The organism is Bacillus siamensis (genome assembly GCF_051628075.1).
Lineage (GTDB): Bacteria > Bacillota > Bacilli > Bacillales > Bacillaceae > Bacillus > Bacillus siamensis.
In genome coordinates this window covers 486,888-507,566 of record NZ_CP155579.1, presented here as the reverse complement: position 1 = coordinate 507,566, position 20,679 = coordinate 486,888, and the positions used below count along the sequence as shown (strand labels likewise).

At 36.4% G+C, this 20,679-nt stretch carries 21 protein-coding genes and 5 pseudogenes; 12 read left to right on the top strand and 14 right to left on the bottom strand.

Annotated elements, in window-relative coordinates:
* Positions 1-135: 135 nt before the first annotated feature.
* Positions 136-297, bottom strand: a pseudogene (locus ABDB98_RS02685) (DinB family protein); the annotation flags it as partial.
* Between the two features lie 186 nt (positions 298-483).
* Here ABDB98_RS02685 and cotR point away from each other — a divergent pair.
* Complete coding sequence (gene cotR / locus ABDB98_RS02680; protein WP_016937134.1) at positions 484-1,446, top strand: sporulation hydrolase CotR; 963 nt, start codon at positions 484-486, stop codon at positions 1,444-1,446.
* A 63-nt stretch (positions 1,447-1,509) separates the two neighbouring features.
* On the opposite strand, the gene ABDB98_RS02675 is transcribed toward cotR, so the two are convergent.
* Both ABDB98_RS02675 and ABDB98_RS02670 read right to left on the bottom strand, forming a co-directional pair.
* The gene (locus tag ABDB98_RS02675; RefSeq protein WP_438422102.1) at positions 1,510-2,772 is read right to left on the bottom strand and encodes an MFS transporter; all 1,263 of its coding nucleotides are present in this window, start codon (positions 2,770-2,772) and stop codon (positions 1,510-1,512) included.
* Between the two features lie 23 nt (positions 2,773-2,795).
* On the bottom strand, positions 2,796-3,701 hold the full coding sequence (locus tag ABDB98_RS02670; RefSeq protein WP_438421265.1) for a bifunctional helix-turn-helix transcriptional regulator/GNAT family N-acetyltransferase: 906 nt from the start codon (positions 3,699-3,701) through the stop codon (positions 2,796-2,798).
* 301 nt (positions 3,702-4,002) lie between these two features.
* Here ABDB98_RS02670 and ABDB98_RS02665 point away from each other — a divergent pair, with 301 nt between their 5' ends.
* A complete protein-coding gene (locus ABDB98_RS02665; RefSeq protein WP_015416893.1) occupies positions 4,003-4,320 on the top strand; it encodes a PadR family transcriptional regulator in 318 nt (105 codons plus the stop codon).
* A complete protein-coding gene (locus tag ABDB98_RS02660) occupies positions 4,307-4,876 on the top strand; it encodes a DUF2812 domain-containing protein (protein WP_438421264.1) in 570 nt (189 codons plus the stop codon). Before ABDB98_RS02665 ends, ABDB98_RS02660 begins: the two co-directional genes overlap by 14 nt.
* Before the next feature lie 344 nt (positions 4,877-5,220).
* Here the strand turns inward: ABDB98_RS02660 and ABDB98_RS02655 are convergent, their stop codons facing one another.
* A complete protein-coding gene (locus ABDB98_RS02655; RefSeq protein ID WP_438421263.1) occupies positions 5,221-5,604 on the bottom strand; it encodes a hypothetical protein in 384 nt (127 codons plus the stop codon).
* Between the two features lie 26 nt (positions 5,605-5,630).
* Here ABDB98_RS02655 and ABDB98_RS02650 point away from each other — a divergent pair, with 26 nt between their 5' ends.
* Positions 5,631-6,275: a pyridoxal phosphate-dependent aminotransferase gene (locus ABDB98_RS02650; RefSeq protein WP_438422100.1), complete on the top strand. Its 645-nt coding sequence runs from the start codon at positions 5,631-5,633 to the stop codon at positions 6,273-6,275.
* Positions 6,276-7,070: 795 nt separating this feature from the next.
* Here the strand turns inward: ABDB98_RS02650 and ABDB98_RS02645 are convergent.
* The 3 genes and pseudogenes from ABDB98_RS02645 to ABDB98_RS02635 all read right to left on the bottom strand — a co-directional run bounded on the left by ABDB98_RS02645 (position 7,071) and on the right by ABDB98_RS02635 (position 10,103).
* Entirely contained in the window at positions 7,071-8,474 is a 1,404-nt protein-coding gene (locus ABDB98_RS02645) for an MFS transporter (protein WP_438421262.1), read from the bottom strand.
* 35 nt (positions 8,475-8,509) lie between these two features.
* A pseudogene (locus tag ABDB98_RS02640) lies at positions 8,510-8,879 on the bottom strand (BCCT family transporter); the annotation flags it as partial.
* A 453-nt stretch (positions 8,880-9,332) separates the two neighbouring features.
* Entirely contained in the window at positions 9,333-10,103 is a 771-nt protein-coding gene (locus ABDB98_RS02635) for a TSUP family transporter (protein ID WP_016937142.1), read from the bottom strand.
* Between the two features lie 683 nt (positions 10,104-10,786).
* Between ABDB98_RS02635 and ABDB98_RS02630 the strand changes: the two are divergent.
* Positions 10,787-10,864 (top strand): annotated as a pseudogene (locus ABDB98_RS02630) (hypothetical protein); the annotation flags it as partial.
* A gap of 54 nt (positions 10,865-10,918) precedes the next feature.
* Here ABDB98_RS02630 and ABDB98_RS02625 read toward each other — a convergent pair.
* A complete protein-coding gene (locus ABDB98_RS02625; RefSeq protein ID WP_438422099.1) occupies positions 10,919-11,530 on the bottom strand; it encodes an MFS transporter in 612 nt (203 codons plus the stop codon).
* A gap of 179 nt (positions 11,531-11,709) precedes the next feature.
* On the opposite strand from ABDB98_RS02625, the gene ABDB98_RS02620 reads away from it, so the two are divergent.
* On the top strand, positions 11,710-12,171 hold the full coding sequence (locus ABDB98_RS02620) for a CarD family transcriptional regulator (RefSeq protein ID WP_438421261.1): 462 nt from the start codon (positions 11,710-11,712) through the stop codon (positions 12,169-12,171).
* A 644-nt stretch (positions 12,172-12,815) separates the two neighbouring features.
* On the opposite strand, the gene cspC is transcribed toward ABDB98_RS02620, so the two are convergent.
* Positions 12,816-13,019, bottom strand: a complete 204-nt coding sequence (gene cspC / locus ABDB98_RS02615; protein WP_003156143.1) for a cold shock protein CspC — start codon at positions 13,017-13,019, stop codon at positions 12,816-12,818.
* A gap of 612 nt (positions 13,020-13,631) precedes the next feature.
* Here cspC and ABDB98_RS02610 point away from each other — a divergent pair.
* Positions 13,632-13,760: pseudogene (locus ABDB98_RS02610) on the top strand (fatty acid desaturase); the annotation flags it as partial.
* A gap of 173 nt (positions 13,761-13,933) precedes the next feature.
* Here the strand turns inward: ABDB98_RS02610 and ABDB98_RS02605 are convergent.
* Positions 13,934-14,572, bottom strand: coding sequence for an NAD(P)-dependent oxidoreductase (locus ABDB98_RS02605; protein WP_438421260.1), 639 nt, complete (start codon positions 14,570-14,572; stop codon positions 13,934-13,936).
* A gap of 192 nt (positions 14,573-14,764) precedes the next feature.
* On the opposite strand from ABDB98_RS02605, the gene ABDB98_RS02600 reads away from it, so the two are divergent.
* The 3 genes from ABDB98_RS02600 (at position 14,765) to ABDB98_RS02590 (ending at position 15,965) form a co-directional block, all read left to right on the top strand.
* On the top strand, positions 14,765-15,208 hold the full coding sequence (locus ABDB98_RS02600; RefSeq protein WP_438421259.1) for an Rrf2 family transcriptional regulator: 444 nt from the start codon (positions 14,765-14,767) through the stop codon (positions 15,206-15,208).
* A gap of 165 nt (positions 15,209-15,373) precedes the next feature.
* Positions 15,374-15,475, top strand: a complete 102-nt coding sequence (locus ABDB98_RS02595; RefSeq protein WP_438421258.1) for a hypothetical protein — start codon at positions 15,374-15,376, stop codon at positions 15,473-15,475.
* A gap of 148 nt (positions 15,476-15,623) precedes the next feature.
* Positions 15,624-15,965, top strand: coding sequence for an MmcQ/YjbR family DNA-binding protein (locus ABDB98_RS02590; protein ID WP_015239219.1), 342 nt, complete (start codon positions 15,624-15,626; stop codon positions 15,963-15,965).
* Positions 15,966-16,233: 268 nt separating this feature from the next.
* Here ABDB98_RS02590 and ABDB98_RS02585 read toward each other — a convergent pair whose 3' ends face one another.
* The 3 genes and pseudogenes from ABDB98_RS02585 to ABDB98_RS02575 all read right to left on the bottom strand — a co-directional run bounded on the left by ABDB98_RS02585 (position 16,234) and on the right by ABDB98_RS02575 (position 17,783).
* Positions 16,234-16,659 carry a MaoC family dehydratase gene (locus ABDB98_RS02585; protein ID WP_003156152.1) on the bottom strand — a complete coding sequence of 142 codons (426 nt, stop codon included), beginning with the start codon at positions 16,657-16,659 and terminating at the stop codon, positions 16,234-16,236.
* 76 nt (positions 16,660-16,735) lie between these two features.
* Positions 16,736-17,178 (bottom strand): annotated as a pseudogene (locus ABDB98_RS02580) (cystatin-like fold lipoprotein).
* Between the two features lie 164 nt (positions 17,179-17,342).
* Positions 17,343-17,783 (bottom strand): MarR family winged helix-turn-helix transcriptional regulator, encoded by a 441-nt coding sequence (locus tag ABDB98_RS02575; RefSeq protein WP_060963512.1) that lies wholly within the window; start codon positions 17,781-17,783, stop codon positions 17,343-17,345.
* A gap of 271 nt (positions 17,784-18,054) precedes the next feature.
* Between ABDB98_RS02575 and ABDB98_RS02570 the strand changes: the two genes are divergently transcribed.
* The gene (locus tag ABDB98_RS02570; RefSeq protein WP_060963513.1) at positions 18,055-18,474 is read left to right on the top strand and encodes an organic hydroperoxide resistance protein; all 420 of its coding nucleotides are present in this window, start codon (positions 18,055-18,057) and stop codon (positions 18,472-18,474) included.
* Positions 18,475-18,543: 69 nt separating this feature from the next.
* A complete protein-coding gene (locus ABDB98_RS02565; protein WP_060963514.1) occupies positions 18,544-19,491 on the top strand; it encodes an alpha/beta hydrolase in 948 nt (315 codons plus the stop codon).
* Positions 19,492-20,087: 596 nt separating this feature from the next.
* Here the strand turns inward: ABDB98_RS02565 and ABDB98_RS02560 are convergent.
* Complete coding sequence (locus ABDB98_RS02560) at positions 20,088-20,612, bottom strand: NAD(P)H-dependent oxidoreductase (protein ID WP_438421256.1); 525 nt, start codon at positions 20,610-20,612, stop codon at positions 20,088-20,090.
* Positions 20,613-20,679: the final 67 nt, after the last annotated feature.

Genomic DNA, 20,679 nt, shown 5'->3' with positions numbered 1-20,679 from the left:
TTTCAATATTTAACCTTAAACCTTTCTTAATTTCGGTCTATCATTACAGGCTAGACCCAGACATCATTTTCAGCTGTTTGATCAGTTATTTCTTGCCCGGTATTCACAACACCCTAAGGATTAGCAGATTCCAGCTGAAGGCTCATTCATATGTTTTAGTAACATTTGATGATAAAGAAATTCTGCTTCTAAAACATGTCTTATCATTTCCTTACACGACATGGCTTCGGAATCCGGGCGCCAGTCCATTCTTTCCTTAGGGATAGCTGTCCACAACTTGATGCTTCGCCGTCTCACTTATTTTTAAACCATTCTCCTTCTTCCCGGAAAAACCTCTTCAATTAAAGAAGATATTCTTTCCCATCCCGCTGGATTGATAAATCAAACAATTTTTAAGATAAAGAGATATCCATTCATCCATACAATAGACTCTGGCTGAACATATACTGAATGATAGTTTTCATTAGAAAGGAGACATCAGCTTTGGCAAAATATCGGATCATGACCTTTGATGGGGGAGGTACGTTAGGTGCTTTAAGTTTACAGCTATTGAACAGACTGGTTAAACAAAATCCGACTTTAATAAGCCGGACCCATGTGTTTTCAGGAAATTCAATCGGTTCATTCACTGCCCTTGCATTAGCCAGCGGAAGATCGCCGCATGAGACATTCCGCTATTTTAAGGAAAAAATCCTGCCCGCATTCAGCGTTTCCCGGCCGGGCGGACCTGTTTTCAATCAACAATTACCATATTCCGGTTTTATTAAAGCGGTACGAAATTTTTTCCCGGCAGATCTTCGCCTCAAAGATTTAAGAAAGCGAATTGTTGTCCCTTCATTCAAATTATACTCTCCAAAACTGGATCGCTGGACTCCTGTATTATTTCACAACTTTCCCGGCTCTCCCTATTTAAATGAGAAAGTGAGTGATGTCATACTGCGGAGCAGCGGTGCCCCTGCGACGCAACGCGCCTATCAAAACTATGTGGACGGATATGTAGTAGCAACGAACCCCAGTACAGCCAGTATCGCGTTTGCAGTCGGTAAAGCCAACGTGCCATTGGATCAAATTGCGGTATTGTCCATCGGAACAGGTGAAGCCCCGACCCGTTTAAGAAGAGATACGAGGGGATGGGGAATGGTAAGTGCAGATAACATACGTCCCGAAAATCTGAAGAACCTTCCGCCAAATTGGGGAGTCCTTTTGGACAGGTCGCCTAATGAACCTTTACTGCCATTTCTTCAGATAATTGCTGGCGGAAATGGTTACTATGAATCCATGGTCAGTGCGAATCTTCTGGGAGATCGGTTTTTCCGATTAGATCCGAGGATTCCGAACTTCTCCAAAACGGACCCTGCCGTCGTTCCCGCTGTCATTGAAATTGCGAACAAAACCAACTTACAGCCTGCGATTGAATTTATAGAGAAAAACTGGAACAACAAATAAGAACAGACAAAATACCAAGGGTGGAAAAACCCTTGGTATTTTTAGATACGGCCCGAGGACTGATTAATATGAAGCTGAATCGGTCTCCGGCTTTTGCTCTTTTTTTATTTTCACCGTTTCAGGCAGTAAGAAAGTCAATATTGCCGCTCCCAACAAAATAATCATTGAGAAATAAAACGAAAGATCATAGTTACCCATTTCACTATAAAGAAAACCCGGTACATAAGCGCCCAACGCCGATCCTATCTGATGGCTCAGGAATAACCAGCCTAAAATAAAACCAACTGAATATTGCTTAAAATATTGCGTGGCTAACATTTGGGCAGGAGCTACAGTTGCAAAATCAACCAGCCCAAACAGAATTGCAAAAATAAGTAATATAACCGGATGATGACTGTATAACAGGATGCAAATTGATAATGCGCGGATGACATATAAAAGAATAAGCATCTTTTTACTGCTCCAGCGGTCTGCCGCAATTCCTGAAATGATTATCCCCAAAATGTTAAATCCCGCCAACACACTAACTGCAGCACTGGTTACACTTGTTGAAAACCCATGGTCATGAGAAAAAGGAATAAGGTGAGTATCCATCAGGCCTGTAGTTGTAAAACCGCATATCGCAAAGGGTAATATTAAAAACCAGAATTGTTTCTTGCAAAACACTTCCCAAACAGAAATGCCGGTCGTATGCTGCCCACTTCCAGCTTCTTCTTTCATAAAGCCGCCCATAGGAGATAAACCCAACTCGCCGGGATGATTCCGTAAAAATAACAGGATGACAGGAAACACAATAACCATTAAAAGCAGACCCAAAATCACTACAGTTAACTTCCAGTCAAACCATTGAATCAAAATGAGAGAGCCGGGAACAAGAAGCATCTGACCAGCGCCAAATCCCGCCTCCATAATTCCAAAAGCAAGCCCGCGTTTTTCATTAAACCAATTTGTAACAACAACTGTTGCGGCTACATTAGATGCCCCTCCAACACCGACGGAGATAACAACTCCGTAAAGGATAAATAATTGCCATGGATGACTCACAAAAGAAGTTAAAATAAAGCTAAGCCCGACCAAGAAAGTGCTGACTGACAAAATCATTTTGGGGCCTAGTTTATCAACCAGCCTCCCTATTATGGGCTGAGATAGGCCATATATGATAAAACTCAGAGTAGAAATAAGTGAGATTGTTCCTCTGTTCATAGAAAAATCTTTTTCCCACGGTTCAACAAAAGCTCCAAATGAAAGACGTGCCCCTTGAACCGCTAATAAAGTTAAAAAACTGACAAAAACAATAATCCATGCGTAGTGATATTTTATTCGCATCCTATCCCCCCCCTCACTTTTATTTATAATTCCAAATCCCAGCGCTCTTCTATTAAATTTGATCCCCATAAAGGTTTCTCTTCATGAACTTCTGTAATTTCGAATCCGGTTTTTTTATACAATGGCCGGGCTGTTGACACGTCTTTTACCGTCCAAAGAAATATGCGCTCGTATCCATTTTCTTTACAATATTGAACAAGTGCCTTCATCAGACGGCTGCCGACACCTTTTCTTTGAAAAGACGGATCGACTAAAAACCATCTTAACTGTCCTGTTTTTTCACCGTCATTCACTAAGCCGATACAACCCGCAAATGTATTCCCGCTTTCCGCCACCCATATTTTTTCAATATCAGCTTTAAACGTATCGCGAAGATAAGATAAGAATGTGTCATCCCACCCATGGGATTTGGCATAAAATAATCGCTGTTTTTCAATTATGTTTTTGACATCCTCTGAAGTATAATAGTCTCTTATTGAAATCGGAGATTCTTTATCATAAAAAGAATGCTGCAAAATGTGTTGAATGGTTTCCATTGAATCTACAAGTTTTTCTTGTTCCTCTTTGTCTATGCATTCAAGGATATATTCAACTTGCTGATTGGCTTTTTTCTCCAGACTTTTATAAATACTTTTCCCTGACTCGGTGACATAAAGGAAATGATTACGTCCGTCTTCTTTGCATTTTTGCTTATATATGAAGCCTTCCTCTTCGAATTTTCTGATAATTCTGCTTACATATCCTCTGTCCAGATCTAATCTTTCTTGAATGATTTTTGCTGTACAATCGGGCGTATTATAAATTTCGTATAAAATCCTGGTTTCTGTTAAAGAGAATGGACTGTCATAAATATGTTCATTCAGAAAACCCAAAATATCTGTATAAAATCTATTAAATTGTCTGAATGCCAAAACACGTTTTGTTTCCAAATTGATGTACCTCCTCCAAAAGATTGACTTAAGCAACTTTTTTCATCGTAATCGAATCAGTTGCTTAAGTCAACTATATTTTTCATTTCTTCTACCTTTTTTGTAATGAGCACCTTTGATTTCTAAAAAATAAAAATCAACGGCACTGTTTCATCGGAGAACCGTTACGCACCGCCATAAATTCTTTTTTTACTTCAAGTTCCTTTTACAAATTTTGAAAAACCCATTGACTATTCAGTTGAACTGTATTACATTACTATAAAGTTGAACTATATAGTCAAACTGAATAGAGGGTGAGGATATGAAACATAAATTATTACCGCTGTCTGAAACCATGCATTACATTTTATTAGCTCTGCGTGAGCCGCTCCATGGCTATGCCGCCATGCAGAAGATAGAAAAGATGAGTAACGGTACTGTTATTTTAGCGGCCGGCACATTATACGGCGCGATTGAAAATTTGAATAAGCATGGCTGGATTGAGCCTGTCGGAGAGTCGGGCCGGAGAAAAGTCTATATGATCACTGCAGAAGGAAGCGCCATTTTGAAAATGGAACAAAACAGGTTATTGCATATTTTATCCCTGTACGAAGGAAGTGAATCGAATGAAGAAATTTAAGATGTTTTTTGATATTGAAAAAGAGGAGCAATGGCTGAACGAGCAATTACAAAAAGGCTATCGTTGTACAAATATTAGCGGATTAGGAATATACACCTTCGAAAAAACCGATAAGAGATATGTAATGCGTGTGGATTATCAAGATTATTTATCAAAGAAAAAGTTCAAAGATTACAAAGGAATTTATGAAGACTTCGGCTGGAGTTATATAAATGGCCCGTGGGGGCTTGGAACTCGATATTGGCAAAAAGAAGATGATGGTCAAAATGAAATCTTCTCGGATCGCCAATCAAAGAGTAATTATTATAAAAGATTAATGAGTTATTCATCAAGTTTTGGTTTCCTGTGTTTGTTTATTTCTTATATGTTTTACAAGGATTCAGGTTTATATTTAGCCGAAGGTCTGTGGAGTATGGAAGGCTCAATGTTTTGGAAAGCATTTTTATTTGAAACTCCATTTGCCCTTTTGAGGTCGCTTCCCGCCCTTATGGCTGTTATCTTCGGCATCAGTTTCTATAAAGCGTATCGAAAGTATTCAATGTTAAAAGAAGAATAATACGGGGAAGTTACATTCAAAAAAGTAATGAAGGATCATGTACCTGCCACAGTCGGGCGCTTTAACGCCCTGAATTCACTGACAGACGGCTTATTTAAAACAAAAAATACCAAGGGCGTTAAAACCCTTGGTATCATTGGGATGCTAAACCTTCACAGGTACCTTTATTGTCACAAAGATACATTCTTGCAACCAGCTCTTCTATTCGTTTCATCCCGAAATGATCCTCCCCTGTTTAGGGATTTTTTTCATTCGGGGTTTTTGGAAATATATCATAGAATGTTGCATGTTAGACTGATTTTTAATTTAAATTTTCAGATAATTAGCTATTGAAGTACAGCGCTTTATATTGTTAATGCATTTGCAGACAAAGCAGCTTTCAATCTTCGTATCCCTTCTTCTATTTCTTTCTCAGCTAAATTTCCGTAACCTAAAATAATTTTGTTTTTATGAACCCCTTTCTGGATTGTATGGCGTTCAACCGGGTAAATTTTAATTTTATGCTGATCTAACTTTTTCAGCACCTGTTCAGAAAAAATGACATTTTCAAAACTGGCTATTAAATGGAGACCTGTCGAATCCCCAAATATCTTGACCTCATCTCCAAATTCACGATTCAGACTTTGTTTTAAAGCCTCACGACGTTTCTTATACACTTTTTTCATTTTACTAATATGGTGTTCTAGATAACGATCCTCAATAAAGTTTGCAAGTGTAAGCTGCTCCAAGGAAGAGGTATGAAGATCTGTAAACCATTTTAGATTCTTACACTTCTCAACGAGAGAACCTAGTATTTAGTAATGGAACAGATGAATTAATTCGTATCATATGCAGGGCCTTTCTAGGGACAGGGATAAATGCTGTTTTATCAAGCCTTTCTTTTCCTCAATATAAAAGGAATGCAGTTATGGAAGGTGCCGATATTCATGAAGTTCCACATGTAAATGGACGGCATCATATAGAAAAAATGATTGATGCGGTTGATGACAATACACGGGTTATTTGGATCTGTAATCCTAACAATCCGACAGGGGAATATGTACGCGAGCAAGAACTTATACATTTACTAAATTCAGTTAACCAAAATGTTCTTGTAGTATGTGACGAGGCTTATTATGAATATGTTGAGGCAAGGGATTTCCCGAACTCTATTCATTTAATGAAGGATTATCCGAATCTAATCAGCACACGTACCTTTTCCAAGGCCTATGGTTTAGCAGCATTACGCATTGGTTATGGCATTGCACATAGTGACATCATTAAAATTTTGGAAGCAGCCAGAGAAACATTCAATACATCGAGATTAGCTCAGGCAGCTGCTGCTGCTGCGTTAGAAGATCAGAATTTTTATAAAAGAATGTCACCAAAAAAACCGAAAAGAATTAGAGCATTTTTATAGGTTTTGCTGGCGGTACGGTTTAAATTATTTTCCTTCTCGAGGAAAGGAAAACCGCCAGAAAAGATTACTGATCATTTATTATCTGAGGGATTTATTATTCGCTCGGGGAATAATCCAGAATTTCCGAAGAGTATCAGAATTACCGTTGGCACTTCAAAACAAAATGATGATGTAATGGTACACTTATCACAATATCTCGGGAATTAGCATTTTTTCATATTGTTGATTTAGGGTATAACTATATTTCGTATTCGGTTTCAAAAACTTTATGTTTTTGAAACCTTTTTATTCATAAGCTCTGCAACGTCTCGGAAAAATCATATTGATCATATTGACTTTTAAATTGGCATCCCATCGATCGAAAAACAGGCAGTCCTCAAAAAACATTAAATGAGCGTCGCTACCTGCATTTAAACTGGCACTCGAATAAATCGAGGAACCGTCCTATATAAGACGGTTCCTCGATTTCAGCGTACAAGTTCTCGTTTTCTGCTTTGGACCTTATAGAAAATAAAAAGCCAGCTCTCCTCCGGGAGAAGAACTGGCATAACAAGGCTTCTTGCTTCTTATTTTGCTGTATTGCTCGGACCTTTTAATTTCTCTTCGTTCTTGCGTCAATGTTTTATTATTAGGACACAACTAATAAAATAATGTCGATCGAGAATAGCAACGCTGCTTTTGCAAAGCAGTAAGCCCTCCAGAATATAAAAGAGCTGCAGTCATTGCTGCGCGGATAATCCCAGCTTATTCTGAGTCTGTATTTCAAGTAGTCGGTCAATTAAATGGATGCTTTTTTCATTCCTTTTCTGTTTGCTCCATTTTCCACCACAGTGAATCTTTTGGATTTTCAACAGCTTCTTGAAACTCAGCTTTAGAAGCAACTGTTGGGTAAGAACCTTTTAAAGATTTACCTGAAGTATCTTTAAATAAGGTTAACACAACTATTAAGCCAATTAAACTAACTGCCAATAAATAGAAACCTGGCGCCAAATTGTTTCTTGTCACATGGGTTAACCAAGAAGCAACTAAAGGTGTTGTTCCGCCAAAAATAGAAACCGATAAGTTGAATGTCCAGGATAAAGTACGATATCTAATGTCAGTATGGAACAACGTAGGTAAAGATCCTGGCATAGTACCTTCGTATACAGATAATACAATACCTAACAATAAAAGTCCTATAAATAAGAATGTTATACTCCCCATATTAAGAAATTGGAAAGAGATAATCGAAAATACAATTCCTAATACTAATCCAATTGTTATAACTTTTTTATTTCCTATTTTATCTCCCAGTTTACCAAAAGTTAAAGCGAACGGTACCATAATAATCAATACAATTGCTGTAACCGGTGTACTTATATTATCACTTATACCAAGGTTCTCATCTAAATAAGAAGGCATATAACCTAACAATAGGTAATTGGTTATATTGAAAAACGCCACAAATACGATACATAAAAAGATATCTTTTTTATATGTTTTAATTACTTCTAATAAACCTGGTTGTTGTTCTTGGTTTTCAGAGATGTCATTTTCAAAGATTGGTGATTCATCTAAATGACTTCTCAAATACAAACCAAATAATCCGATTGGAATACTTAAGAAGAAAGGAATCCTCCATCCCCAACTATTCATTTGAACATCAGATAAAGCCCAGAAAAGTACTGTAACTAAAACAGAAGCTACGATATAACCAGATAATGTGCCGATTTCTAAACCACTGCCTAACCTTATACGTTTATTATCTGGAGAAGATTCAGCGATATATACCATTGCACCAGCGTACTCTCCACCCACAGAAAAACCTTGCAGAATACGAGCTAAGAGTAATAATATAGGGGCCCATACACCAATCTGATCATAGGTAGGAAGTACACCAATTATTAAAGTAGATAAAGCCATCATTAAAATAGTAATTGTTAATACCATTTTCCGGCCAAATTTATCACCCATTTTACCAAAAATAATTCCGCCTACCGGTCTAAGTAAAAAGGCAATTGCAAATGTAGCAAAAGTAAATATTAACTTTAATTCATCGTTTTGAACCGGACTGAAAAAGTTTTTACTAATAATAACTGCCAAATAAGAATATAAAGCAAAATCAAACCATTCCATCGCGTTTCCTATCCCTGTAGCAAACACGCTTTTCTTCGCTTTTTGAATGTCTACAACGTTAATTTTTTTCTTGTTGAACTTCATTTAATAATATCAACTCCTTAATTATCAAATCCACATGATACAAGCGGATAAACGGTCCAAGCGTGCAATCCCAGAATGTATAGCGTAATGCTTCTCTAAAAGTCTGGGGGTTTCTGTTTCACCTGATGGAGAGCTAATGGCATAGTGGCTGATTGGTTCAACTGGACCTTAAAAGACTGGACCAATATCCATATCAGCGCCAAATATCATTGTAAACCAAGAAAGAAGGATGAAATTCAGCTTTTCCGATGGTTTTCTTCACTTATTTTTGCCGATTGGACTAAAAATAATACAAAAAGCAACAAAAAGAGAAACAACCAACAGATCATACAAGCCAAAGTGGTTAGTGATATATCCTTGGGCTGTGGTTGGTATTTTCTGCAGACTATTTAGAGAAATGATTCCCCTTCATACAGCTCTATTGTGAATATTATCACAATCAAAAAAAAACTTTTATTTCTTCAAAGTATCCTAAACCTTTATTTTAGTTCTTCCATTACGTCTTCCAATATGTTTATTATGTGTTGCAGATAGATTGAGGTGATTCCTAAGTATTATTTACTGATCCTATCTTTATTACCCCGCAATCAGGTGAAACAAAACATTATAAACGTAGCATACCTTTTTAAAATCTGACAAGCCCAACAGGGTGATAAAAACCCGGCTAAAGCCAAGCTAATCAATGGATAGAAGAATTTTTTTTGTTTTTCCCAAGGAATAACCGTCTGCGTTTAATCTAGCCAATTAAAAGGAAAAAGAGCAGGAGTCATCCTGCTCTTTCATTCAAAACTTTCATATGTATGATGAATTTCGTATACCTCGATACATTAACTTTTTTCTTTTTTCATACCGCCCTCTTCAATAATGCATTATAAAATCAAAGATATTTTTTCCTATTAAGATAACAGTAACTAAAATAAATAACATTCTCACATAGGTTACACCTTTTTTAATTGCGAAGTTCGATCCCACAAGTGCTCCTAATATCATTGATATACCCATTGGTACACCATATAAAAAATTAATTTTATGAAGAAAAAGAAACATAATTAGAGCTGCAATGTTACTGCCGAAATTAAGAAATTTTGCATTTCCTGCAGATTGTAAAAAATCGAAGCCTATTATCAAAAAAGCAAATAAAATAAATGAACCCGTTCCTGCACCTAAAAATCCATCATAAAAACCAATAGCGAATATTACAAAAGAAAAAAGAATGGCTTTTTTCCAAGTCAGTTTTTTATAAGTAGATTCATTACCCCAGTTTTTCTTCAAAATAGTGTAAATAGCTACACCTACTAAAAGAATTAATATTAATGGTTTTAATAATTCAGATGAAATAAAATTGACAACTAAAGCACCCAATAAGGACCCTATAAAAACAATCGGAAACAATTTAGATACTAACTGAAAATTAACTTTTCCTGATCTTATAAAGGAAATCGTACTCGTTAATGTACCCATTGTACTGGCTAACTTATTAGTAGCGATAGCAACTGAAGGCGGGAGACCTGAAAATAACAAAGCTGGTATAGAGATTAGTCCTCCTCCTCCCACTACTGAATCAATAAAAGAAGCAAGAAATCCGAAACATACTACTATTAATAGTGTATAAAAATTAATATCCTCCACTTACAAAATCCTCCCCATAATGGTAAATAAGTATGTTAATATTCAGAATTTAACTAAAAGTATTTTACTTATCAGCTGCAAAATTCAACCTTTATCTGTATTTTAATTATATACTGGGAATTCCCTCTAGAGTTTTTTTCAAATAACTAGTTAGGATTCTTTCTGTAAGTTTTTGAGGCGTTTGACTGCAGAAGGAGTACAGTGTCCTCAAAACAAGTTTTTCATATGATGAGGAGCTTTTAAAGAGGAGCCAATCACTGCATAAGTTGGCCCCCCATTTCTTGAACTCGCTTCATATTATAAATGATTAAATCTTTTTCATTTCAATCCCCTGATGATTTAATTCCAGTATATAAAAATTTTTTATAAAATTCCACATCTTATCCATTTCCTTTAGGTGACACGTATGGATTCGTTCAAAAACACACCCAAAATTCAGGTGTGTTTCAAAAAGGCACTCAAAATTGTAAATCCATATCACTTGTAATGAAGGTTTGTTGCATTGCACTTTCTAACTCCACATTCATCATTTCTATATGTTTGGATAAGTTGGGTTAATAACAATTGGTTAACAAAAACCACCCTTACTTTCCAACTTCTATTCCCATTACGTTCAATTTATTACCTATCCTTCAACAATTTTTTAGGAAGCTCATAACTTATCTATGGTAATATTTAGTTATGTCGCCGATCAATGGATTGATTTCATTGATATGAAGATCGTTTTCCTTATTAGCATCTCCGATGTGCTGGAACATGCCATCTAATCCGATTCATATTTTAGAAGAAAACGACCTTTCTTTTTTGTTTTAATCTTAAGATAAATCATCATTATCTGTTTCAAGGTGCTGGTCTTTTTTCTTTAAAGTAAGGGCTAAAATGAAAGAGACAATTGCAAAGACAATCGCTGCACGATAAGCTGTATGAACACCTTGGGTCATACTTTGTATGTTCAACACAGTTTTGTTGACTTCATTTGTATGTTGAATATAATGTTGCGAAGCCGCAGCCATAATACTTGTATAAAGAGCCGGACCGATTGCACCAGATACTTGGTTAATGGTATTAGAGATTGCTGATCCATGAGCATGCAGCTGTTTAGGAACTTGATTTATCCCAAGAGTCATCACAGGCCCTATACTCAACCCTACTCCAATTGTAAATGCTGCATAAAGAATGGCAGCTGTTGTCGTAGTCGTTTCATTTGAAATCTGAGTGAATAAACTTAAAACGATCATTAAAAGAATTAAACCACTGATGATCAGCGGTTTAAAACCAACTTTATCAAACAATCTCCCGCCAATCATCGCTGTAAGTGCCAGCGTGATCCCGCCAGGCAGCATAAGAAATCCCGTTTCTACTGGTGTTAAGCCGGCAGCTGTTTGAAAGTAAAGAGGTAAAATAAGCATCATCGAGAACTGAATCATCATACACGGACTAATCGCACTTCCTTTTTTGGAATCTCAATGGTTCCCTTTTGTTTTGGTATTGTTTTTTTAAAAAAGTTATTGACAACAAAAAACAATCATGTTATTATTATAAATTTGATATCTCACTCCATATATGGTAACCTTAAGTTGAGTTACCATATATGGAGGTGGATGATATGTTTCAAATTGGCGATAACATTGTTTATCCAATGCACGGAGCAGGTATAATTGAAGCCATAGAAGAAAAAGAATTCTTAGAGGAAAAAGAACATTATTATGTCATAAAAATGTCAATCAGTCATATGACAGTTATGATTCCAACGCGTAAGATATTGAGTTTAAATATACGACCAGTTACTGATATACTTGCATTAAAACACATTATGCACATTTTTCAGCATGGAGAATCAGATAAGCTACTGCCGTGGAAACAAAGATATAAAGTAAACACAGACAAAATAAAAACGGGTAAAATCCAAGAAGGTGCTGAAGTTGTACGTGATTTAATGCGTATGAAGAAAGAAAAAGCACTTAATGCAAGCGAAAAAAAAATGTTGGATAGTGCATATGAATTTTTGATTAGTGAACTGGAAGTCATTAAAGGGATCACTGAAAATCAAATAAAAAGTTTCTGTTAAGGCTAATGTAAGATAATGTTTTGCATTCCAAAACACCCTTAAGTTTTCGGAAAATTACGATTAGACGTTTAACTTCTTCAACTTACTTTTAGAACATTAACCTCTTTTATTACTCCTGCAATCTAATCTGTTTTATTTTTAAATTTCTTCAACGGACATTTGAATTTTTACCAAAAACTCGATGGAATAGTCACTTGATTTTTGTAATCCTGATTCACACTGGCACGGACAAGGAGCCGTAAGGATGGAAGAGAGGCAGGGCTTTCATTGTTTTAGGTCTAAGTGATTATTTCCAGAAGAAAAAACAACCACTCTCCTCTTTACCTTTAAGAATTTCTTACAACTCCTTCCACAGTGAATAGCAATTGTTTATCTTCTTTTCATAAAAGAGATATGCGAATTGTAACAAAGAATAACATACAGTTATATTGAGAACATAAAAACAAATCATTTATATATATTCCACATATCGTCAATCCGGTATGTTATACTGTAAACAATCCTTTGAGGTTTTAAACCTTTTTCTTACCTTGTAGCATCTGTCCCTACTCGAACGTTGAGTAGGGTTTTTTATTCAGTATGATACAGAGAACATAAAAAAACAGGCCCTATATAAAGAGCCTGTTTGTATAAACGATTGAAGATTAAGCAGTTTTTTGAACGTTAGCAGCTTGAGCTCCACGAGCACCTTGCTCAACGTCAAACGTTACTTTTTGACCTTCGTCTAAAGATTTGAATCCGTCACTTTGGATTGCAGAAAAGTGTACGAATACATCGTCTCCATTTTCACGTTCGATAAATCCAAAACCTTTTTCTGCATTAAACCATTTAACTGTACCTTGTTCCATTTTTGTTGCCTCCTAGTGTGTTACACATTGTATTACTATCCTTGCCCAAAGTATCATCAAGACGAAAAGTCGATATTCATACTATCCTTTACACGAACAAAAATAATTCTCCTTTATCATAACACGAAACGGAAATAACTGCAAATTAATATTATGTTTCATTCATGGTGCTATTTGAAACATGTCGATACCAGTGAAAAATAAGGATGCCAATTAATAACGATGGTTTGAAAACACCGTGAAAATGGATCACGAGTGTCTTCAAAAAAGCTCAGCTGTTTCTTGTTCACGTACAAGATATTCTTTTAAAAGCAGGGCTGTTCACTGGTATAGCTTTATTTCTGCAGATGTTTCCAAACGATCACTCAGGTATACTGTAATGTTTGTTCTTCAAACAATCAATGTTTCGGTCTAAATAACAGCGTGGAGAGAGTTTGTCCCGATAAAGAGCCGGGTATAATCTTCATACGCTTTTGTATCCTGGCTGGCCATTGCTAATAAAGATTCAATCGGGATGGAGATTTAGTTTTCTGACCTTCAATCATTTTACATAGGATTAGGAAAGATACTTATTATACATGGAGTACGACAGCTGGGACTTCAAAGGCAACAACACTGGCAACAAGTATTAAGTCGTTAAAGTTCCGCCTAAGGGATGAAGAAGGCAAAAAATTTGTTGGTTTTAACCACTTTAAAAAAACTTCTAAAAGCCATGTATCAGCTCGGCTAAGAACGGATTAAAAACACTCCCATAATCGTACCTTGCAGAATAAAAGTGCAGACTCGCGCAAAGATTTTGTGCAGAAGTCAGCACTTTTTTAATGCCAATGCACTTACAACAAAAAATACCAAAGGTGTCTAAACCCTTGGTATCATTGAGATGCGGCTGAGAGCCTTTGTTTCTGCTCAATAACTTATTCAGCTTCTCCAACAACAGTAAAGCGTTCATTTATATGTTTTGGATTTTCGATTTCATCCAATACTGCAATTGCATAGTCTGCATAGCTGATATAACTTTCGCCTTTCGAATTCACAAGAAGATGATCTTTTCCTGACTGATAAAATCCAGTTCTTTTCCCGTCTGGGTCAAATACCGCTGAAGGACTGATAAATGTCCAGTTAATATCAGAAGTTTCCTTTAGCTCTTGCAAGTTACGACCTTGCCCTTTAGCTGTTGGAATAAAAATCTCCGGGAAATCAGGTGTATCCATTACACTGACAGTTTTATTTTCGTCTACATAAAGACTCCCTGCTCCGCCTACAATTACGGCTCTTGTATCCATTCCTTTTAATGCCCTAATTAATGCCCGGCCAGCATCTACATGTGCCTGTTCTTCTCCTAATGGAGCACCGAACGCATTAACTACTACATCTAACTTTTTTAGATCATCCGATGTAAGATCAATTATATTTTTTTCAATGATTGCGATCTTTTCCTCTTTAAGTTTTGTAGCATCTCTTACAATTGCAGTTACTTCATGTCCCCTGCTTACCGCTTCTTTCAAGATAAGACTTCCAGCTTTTCCGGTTGCACCAATGATTCCAATTTTCAATTTCCAGTCCTCCTAATAATTCGAAATTTAAAATGTAACCATGTTGATTACATGTAATAATTTTAGTTACAACTTATTTATTTGTCAATACTTTTATCATCTTGAAGCATATTAGAGTAAAATAAACTTGTAATACATTCGGTTACAAGCGTACTATAAAGAGTGTAAAGTAATGAGGATGGTGAAGAAATCATGTCTATTAGCAGCCGTTTTGCTGTAGGAATTCATATATTGGCTCTTATTGAAATAAATGCAGACGGAATTAGCACTTCTGAATTTTTAGCTGGAAGTGTAAATACAAATCCCGCCTTAATAAGAAAAATTATGGGGATGCTGAAAAAAGCAGGTTTAGTAAATGTACGGCCAGGTATTGCAGGAGCCGAATTAGCGAAGGATTTAACTGAAATCACCTTACTTGATGTTTATAGAGCAGTTAACGTTGTTCAAGATAAAGAATTGTTTAGTATACATGAAAATCCCAATCCTCAATGTCCTGTAGGCCGGAACATTCAAAGTACAATTGGTCCAATATTTGAAATCGCCCAATCTGCCTTGGAAAAAGCTCTTGGACATATAACAATTGAGGATGTGGTAAAGGATATTATTGAAAAGGAGAAATTGACCAATAATTATTAAATAACTCCCTGGAAAATTTTTTATCAGACTGGGGATAAGAAAATCAATAAAACAAAAAGGGACTGGATCATATTGAATCCAGCCCCGTATTGATATTGATTTTTTGATTAAAAAAATGGCTTTTCATGAACAAAAAAAGAGCAGACATAAAGTCTGCTCCTTTTGATGAAAGATTTAGATTACGGTAAGGGATATAAATATGCTCATGATACAGAGGAAAAATTAACGACAATGCAGATGATGCCAGATTCTTTAATAGGGCGTTGAGTATTACTATCCAACAACTCAAGGTTCAGAAGCTAAGTTCAAACAAAGACTTGAGGAAATCTCGGATTAATATAAAAGAAACCGCAAATCTTAGTTTGAATGAATATGTTCTGTATATAAAAATAATGAGGTATGGAGTGAATTGATAATGAATTATGATGAAATTAAAGATTACTGCCTAACCTTTCCAAACTCTTATGAAGACCATCCTTTTGGAGATGGTTGGACTGCAATTCGGCACAAAGGGAATAAGAAAATATTTGCACTTATCTTCACTCGCGACGAACACTTATGTGTCAACCTTAAATGCGAACCTGAAAGGGCTGATTTTCTACGTGGTCTTTTTGAAGAAATCAAGCCCGGATACCATATGAACAAGGAGCATTGGAATACTCTTACCTTAGATGAGGGACTCCCAGAGCACCAAATCCATGACATGGTAAAGTACAGCTTTGAACTGACAAAACCAAAAAGTAAAAAGGAAACATAACATTGAAGGATAGAACCTCATTATAGATATTCATCCGGTGCAATGGTACAGAGGAATATGCAAAAAACTTCAAGGCAGCAATTTTTAAATTCGTATTTACGAGATGATTTTTTCGTTATTGTTAGTCCTTTGTTTCTTGACATAGGTTGAACAAATAAAAAAGAGCAGACTCAGAGTCCACTCAATTAATTAAGATGATTGCTCAATTCATCCAGACACCTATAAAAAATGAAAGGTGACGATGATATTATGCCACCACAAAGGTCATTTAGCGTTTAATTAATACTGATAACTCACCTTCAAACACTTTTTCCTCTTTCTGATTATAGGTAGATAACAATACAGTAAGTATCCCCGTCTGGCTTTTATTTGGTTTTTTATCAATAACCTTAACAATAGTGTTCAATTTATCATTAGGGTAAACGGGTGCTAGGAATTTTATATTATTCATTCCTGTCCCAGCAATAATATCGTCTTCATGACACCCTTCTTCAATCCAAAGCTTAAAAGTAATAGATAACGTTTGTATTCCAGAAGCAATAATTCCATTAAATCTGCCCATTTTTGCTTTTTCTTCATTTAAATGCATGTATTGTGGGTCATACACTTCTGCAAAATTCATTATATTCTCTTTTGTTAATTCAAAAGATTTAGTTTGAAAAACCTGCCCGATGGTGAATTCATCCAACTTCATAAATAAATCTCCTAGAATCTAAACTTTATTATTAAATCTACGTAGCATTTTAACATACTGGCTCTCACACAACAACTTAACGGTGAAACAATTGTTCCCTATCAGGAATGAACAAGCACATTGTTTTTGTTTCCTTGCCTTTAACCTCTTTATAATCAGGTGTTTTCTTATAAAGACCAAGGCGGTCGCCATCACCATCACCCGGCATATGTGCCATTTCCTCATAAGAATCTCCAAGCTTCTCATAATAAGAATAAGCAGTCAGCCTACGAAAACTTTCTTCTGGCTGATAAAACGCAAGCTGAATATACTTCCCGTCATCATATACACGAATTAAGCGTTATCTCTCTCTTGTACTCATCTGAATCCTCGCATTACTTTTCTGACTTTCTTCTCCTGCTTAATCACTTCATTAATCGCATTATCATATTTACTACCGCCGCACGCAGTCAGCAGAAGCACAGCGAATATATTAAGGAAAATAAAAAGGATCTTTAAAAAAGATGGCTGGCAAACCAGACGACTTACTATAAGTAACTGGAGAAAGTGGGCAGCAACAGATAAATTTTCTAAAAACAAAAATACCAAGGGTATCAAAACCCTTGGTATCATTGATGGGGCCGAGAGGACTTGAATCTCCGCGGGTTATTCACCCGCTAGACCCACCATCTATATTCATAAAACTATTGCTCAGTTGTCAGCATGTTAAGTAAATTACGAATTTCCTTGTTATAACTTTTAATTTCTTCTTCATTACAACCGGTTTTATCAAATACTGCATTAGGAATCAATGTGACTTTTTCTTTAAACTCATTCCCTTCAGTTGTTAACGTAATAATTACACTTCGTTCATCCTCTTTTGAACGCTCTCTTATAATAAGACCTCGCTCCTCAAGTCGTTTTAAAACTGGAGTTAATGTTCCGGAGTCTAGATATAATTCTTCGCCTAAACCTTTAACAGATATTTTTTCCTTCTCCCATAAAACAAGAAGAACCAAATACTGCGGATAAGTAATTCCTAATTCTTTTAAGAGAGGATGGTATAACTTTATCATTTCACGGGAAGCTGCATAAATCGCAAAACACAGATGATTACTTAACAGTAATTTATCATCCTTCTTCATGTTAAATCCCTCACAATATTTATATTCATTATTACACATAATAGCACAAGAATTACATTAAGTAAAATTGAATGACTAACAATTTAATTAATCATAACTTATACTATGATCTCCTATTTTCTCAATATGGTTATTATGTACACTAACTTTAAACTGCCATTTAATTACGAATTTAAATTGAGAACAATTAAATTTTTAAAAATTTAATTGACAACACTAGTTAGATTGATTAAAATTCAATTGTGTTAAATTTAATTTATAGGAGTGTTTGATGATGACAGTATATTTTACAGCAGAAGCTACAACAAAAGGCGGAAGAGAAGGTCATGTAAAATCTAATGATCTTATGATTGATTTGGATTTAGCTATGCCAAAACCAAATCAAGTATCCACGGCGACAAATCCAGAACAATTATTTGCGGCAGGCTATTCAGCTTGTTATGACAGTGCTCTTCATTTAGCAGCCCAAAGAAAACGATTAAAAATCGAATCAGCTGTTACTGGTAAAGTAAGTTTATTAAAAGATGAAAGTGATAATGGTTATAAACTCGGAGTTGTTTTGGAGGTGGAAATTCAAGGGGTATCTCAAGAGCAAGCGGAAGAATTAACACATGCAGCTCATCAAGTATGTCCATATTCTAAAGCTACTCGCGGAAATATTGATGTACAAATCATTACAACAGCAATGTAAGACGAAAGATGCCAAGATCAATAGGTAATGGAAAAAAAGTTACCAACCTTCAAATAAGGAGAGAGATCTATGTTAAAAAAAGTACAATTAGAAAAAGCAGCTCAAGAATTTGCAGAAGCAACCGCAAACCCACCCTATCTATTCGACCTTGGACCTGAGAAAGGACGAGAAGCTGTAGATGAGGTCCAATCTGACCCAATTGATAAACTGCCAGTTGATATTGAAGATATTATGATTTCAGGAGGACCGAGCGGACAGGTATCAGTAAGAATAATGCGCCCACAGAATGCACCTGCGCACCTTCCTGTCATCGTGTACATTCATGGGGCCGGCTGGGTATTTGGTAATGAGCATACACATGATCGGCTCATCCGTGAGCTAGCAGTTGGAGCACAAGCTGCTATTGTCTTTCCAAATTACACCTTATCTCCAGAAGCAAAATATCCGACAGCCATTGAAGAAATCTATGCAGTAGTGAAGTGGGCAGCTGAAAATGGCCGTGAGAACGGCATGATTCCCGAGAGTCTAACAATTGCAGGTGATAGTGTTGGAGGCAATATGACTGCTGCTGTCACGCTAATGGCCAAAGCACGAGGTGACTTGAATATCCGACAACAATTACTTTTCTATCCGGTAACAGACGCTTCTTTCGATACGGAATCCTATCACCAGTTTGCTACGGGTTACTTTTTACGCAAGGACGCGATGATGTGGTTTTGGGATCAGTACACAACCAATTCGAATGAGCGTGCTGAAATTACAGCATCACCTCTACGTGCAACTACTGAGCAGCTTCAAGGGCTTCCGCCTGCATTGATTATCACAGCTGAAGCTGATGTACTTCGTGACGAGGGAGAAGCATATGCCAATAAACTTCGTGAAGCTGGTGTTCCGGTCACTGCCGTACGTTTCCAAGGTATCATTCACGATTTCGTGATGCTCAACGCCTTAGCTAAAACTGAAGCTGCGCGCGGAGCAATTGATCTTGCCACAGCCTGGTTGCGTAAAGGGTTTTAATTCACATTGTTTCGTCACATAGAGGCCGCTGCAAAAAAAATAAAAAACAAACAGATCCACTCAAATAATTGAGTGGATCGTATATTTATTCATACAATGATTATATAAAAACAGCACGTGATTATAGTACCGGTGAGATCATTCATATGGTTGAGGTACACACTCTCACTGTTATTGAAGAGAACCCAGGAATTACACTTACTGAGGCAGCGTTGAAGCGGCACCGAACAAGGGGTGCGGCCGAGAGGACTTGAACCTCCACGGGTTATTCACTCGCTGGGCCCTTAACCTAATAAAAACATGTCGTCATTTACAAAAGCCTCTATTCAAAGCATCTGTTTATTTTATTGACAGCTATTTTCATCATTTTTCATGAATTCTGAGCATAAATTGGGCACCTATTAGAGACCAAGGAACTCTACATTTCATCAAGAAATATGTACTCATTGCCCTGTTGTAATTAGTTTTAAGCCCTCGCTCTATGCCCCCTGCATTCAGTATTCGATGTAACTTTGAAATTAAGTTTATTAAAATCTATCACAAACCCTTATTTTCACAACACATAATTTGTTTCAGCCTCCCTTGCGAATACCGGATCAATGCTCAGCTTTAAGATAGTCAACCAATTTCTCCGCACTGTTCTTAACATCTTCTTTTGAAAGGTGAAGTGTCCCATATTGTGTAAAAGCAGGAAGAAAACGCATTCCTATATAGTTAGCAGTGACTTGAAACGGTCTGATAAGCTCGCTGATCGTGATATTATATTCTCCACCTGCTTGATAATCAGATTCCGGTGCGCCTAAGGAGATAGCTAAGAGTAGTTCTTTTCCATGCAATTTAGTTCCTCTAGTTCCATAAGCCCAGCCATGTGTTAACACATCATCTTCCCATTGTTTGAGTAACGCGGGACTGCTGTACCAATACATTGGGAACTGAAAAACGATACGCTCATGATCTAACAGGAGCTGCTGCTCTTTTTCTACATCAATGATAAAATTAGGGTATTCACCGTACAGGTCATGAACCGTAATGTCATTCTCTTGCTTTAAACGATTCATCCAGGTTTTGTTGACAGCGGACGTTTCCAAATTAGGGTGTATAACGATAACTAATGTTTTCATTTGACTGATTATCCTTTCTTCGCCGATTAGTTATTATTGCTTTGGCGATAATGAATTGATTCTAATT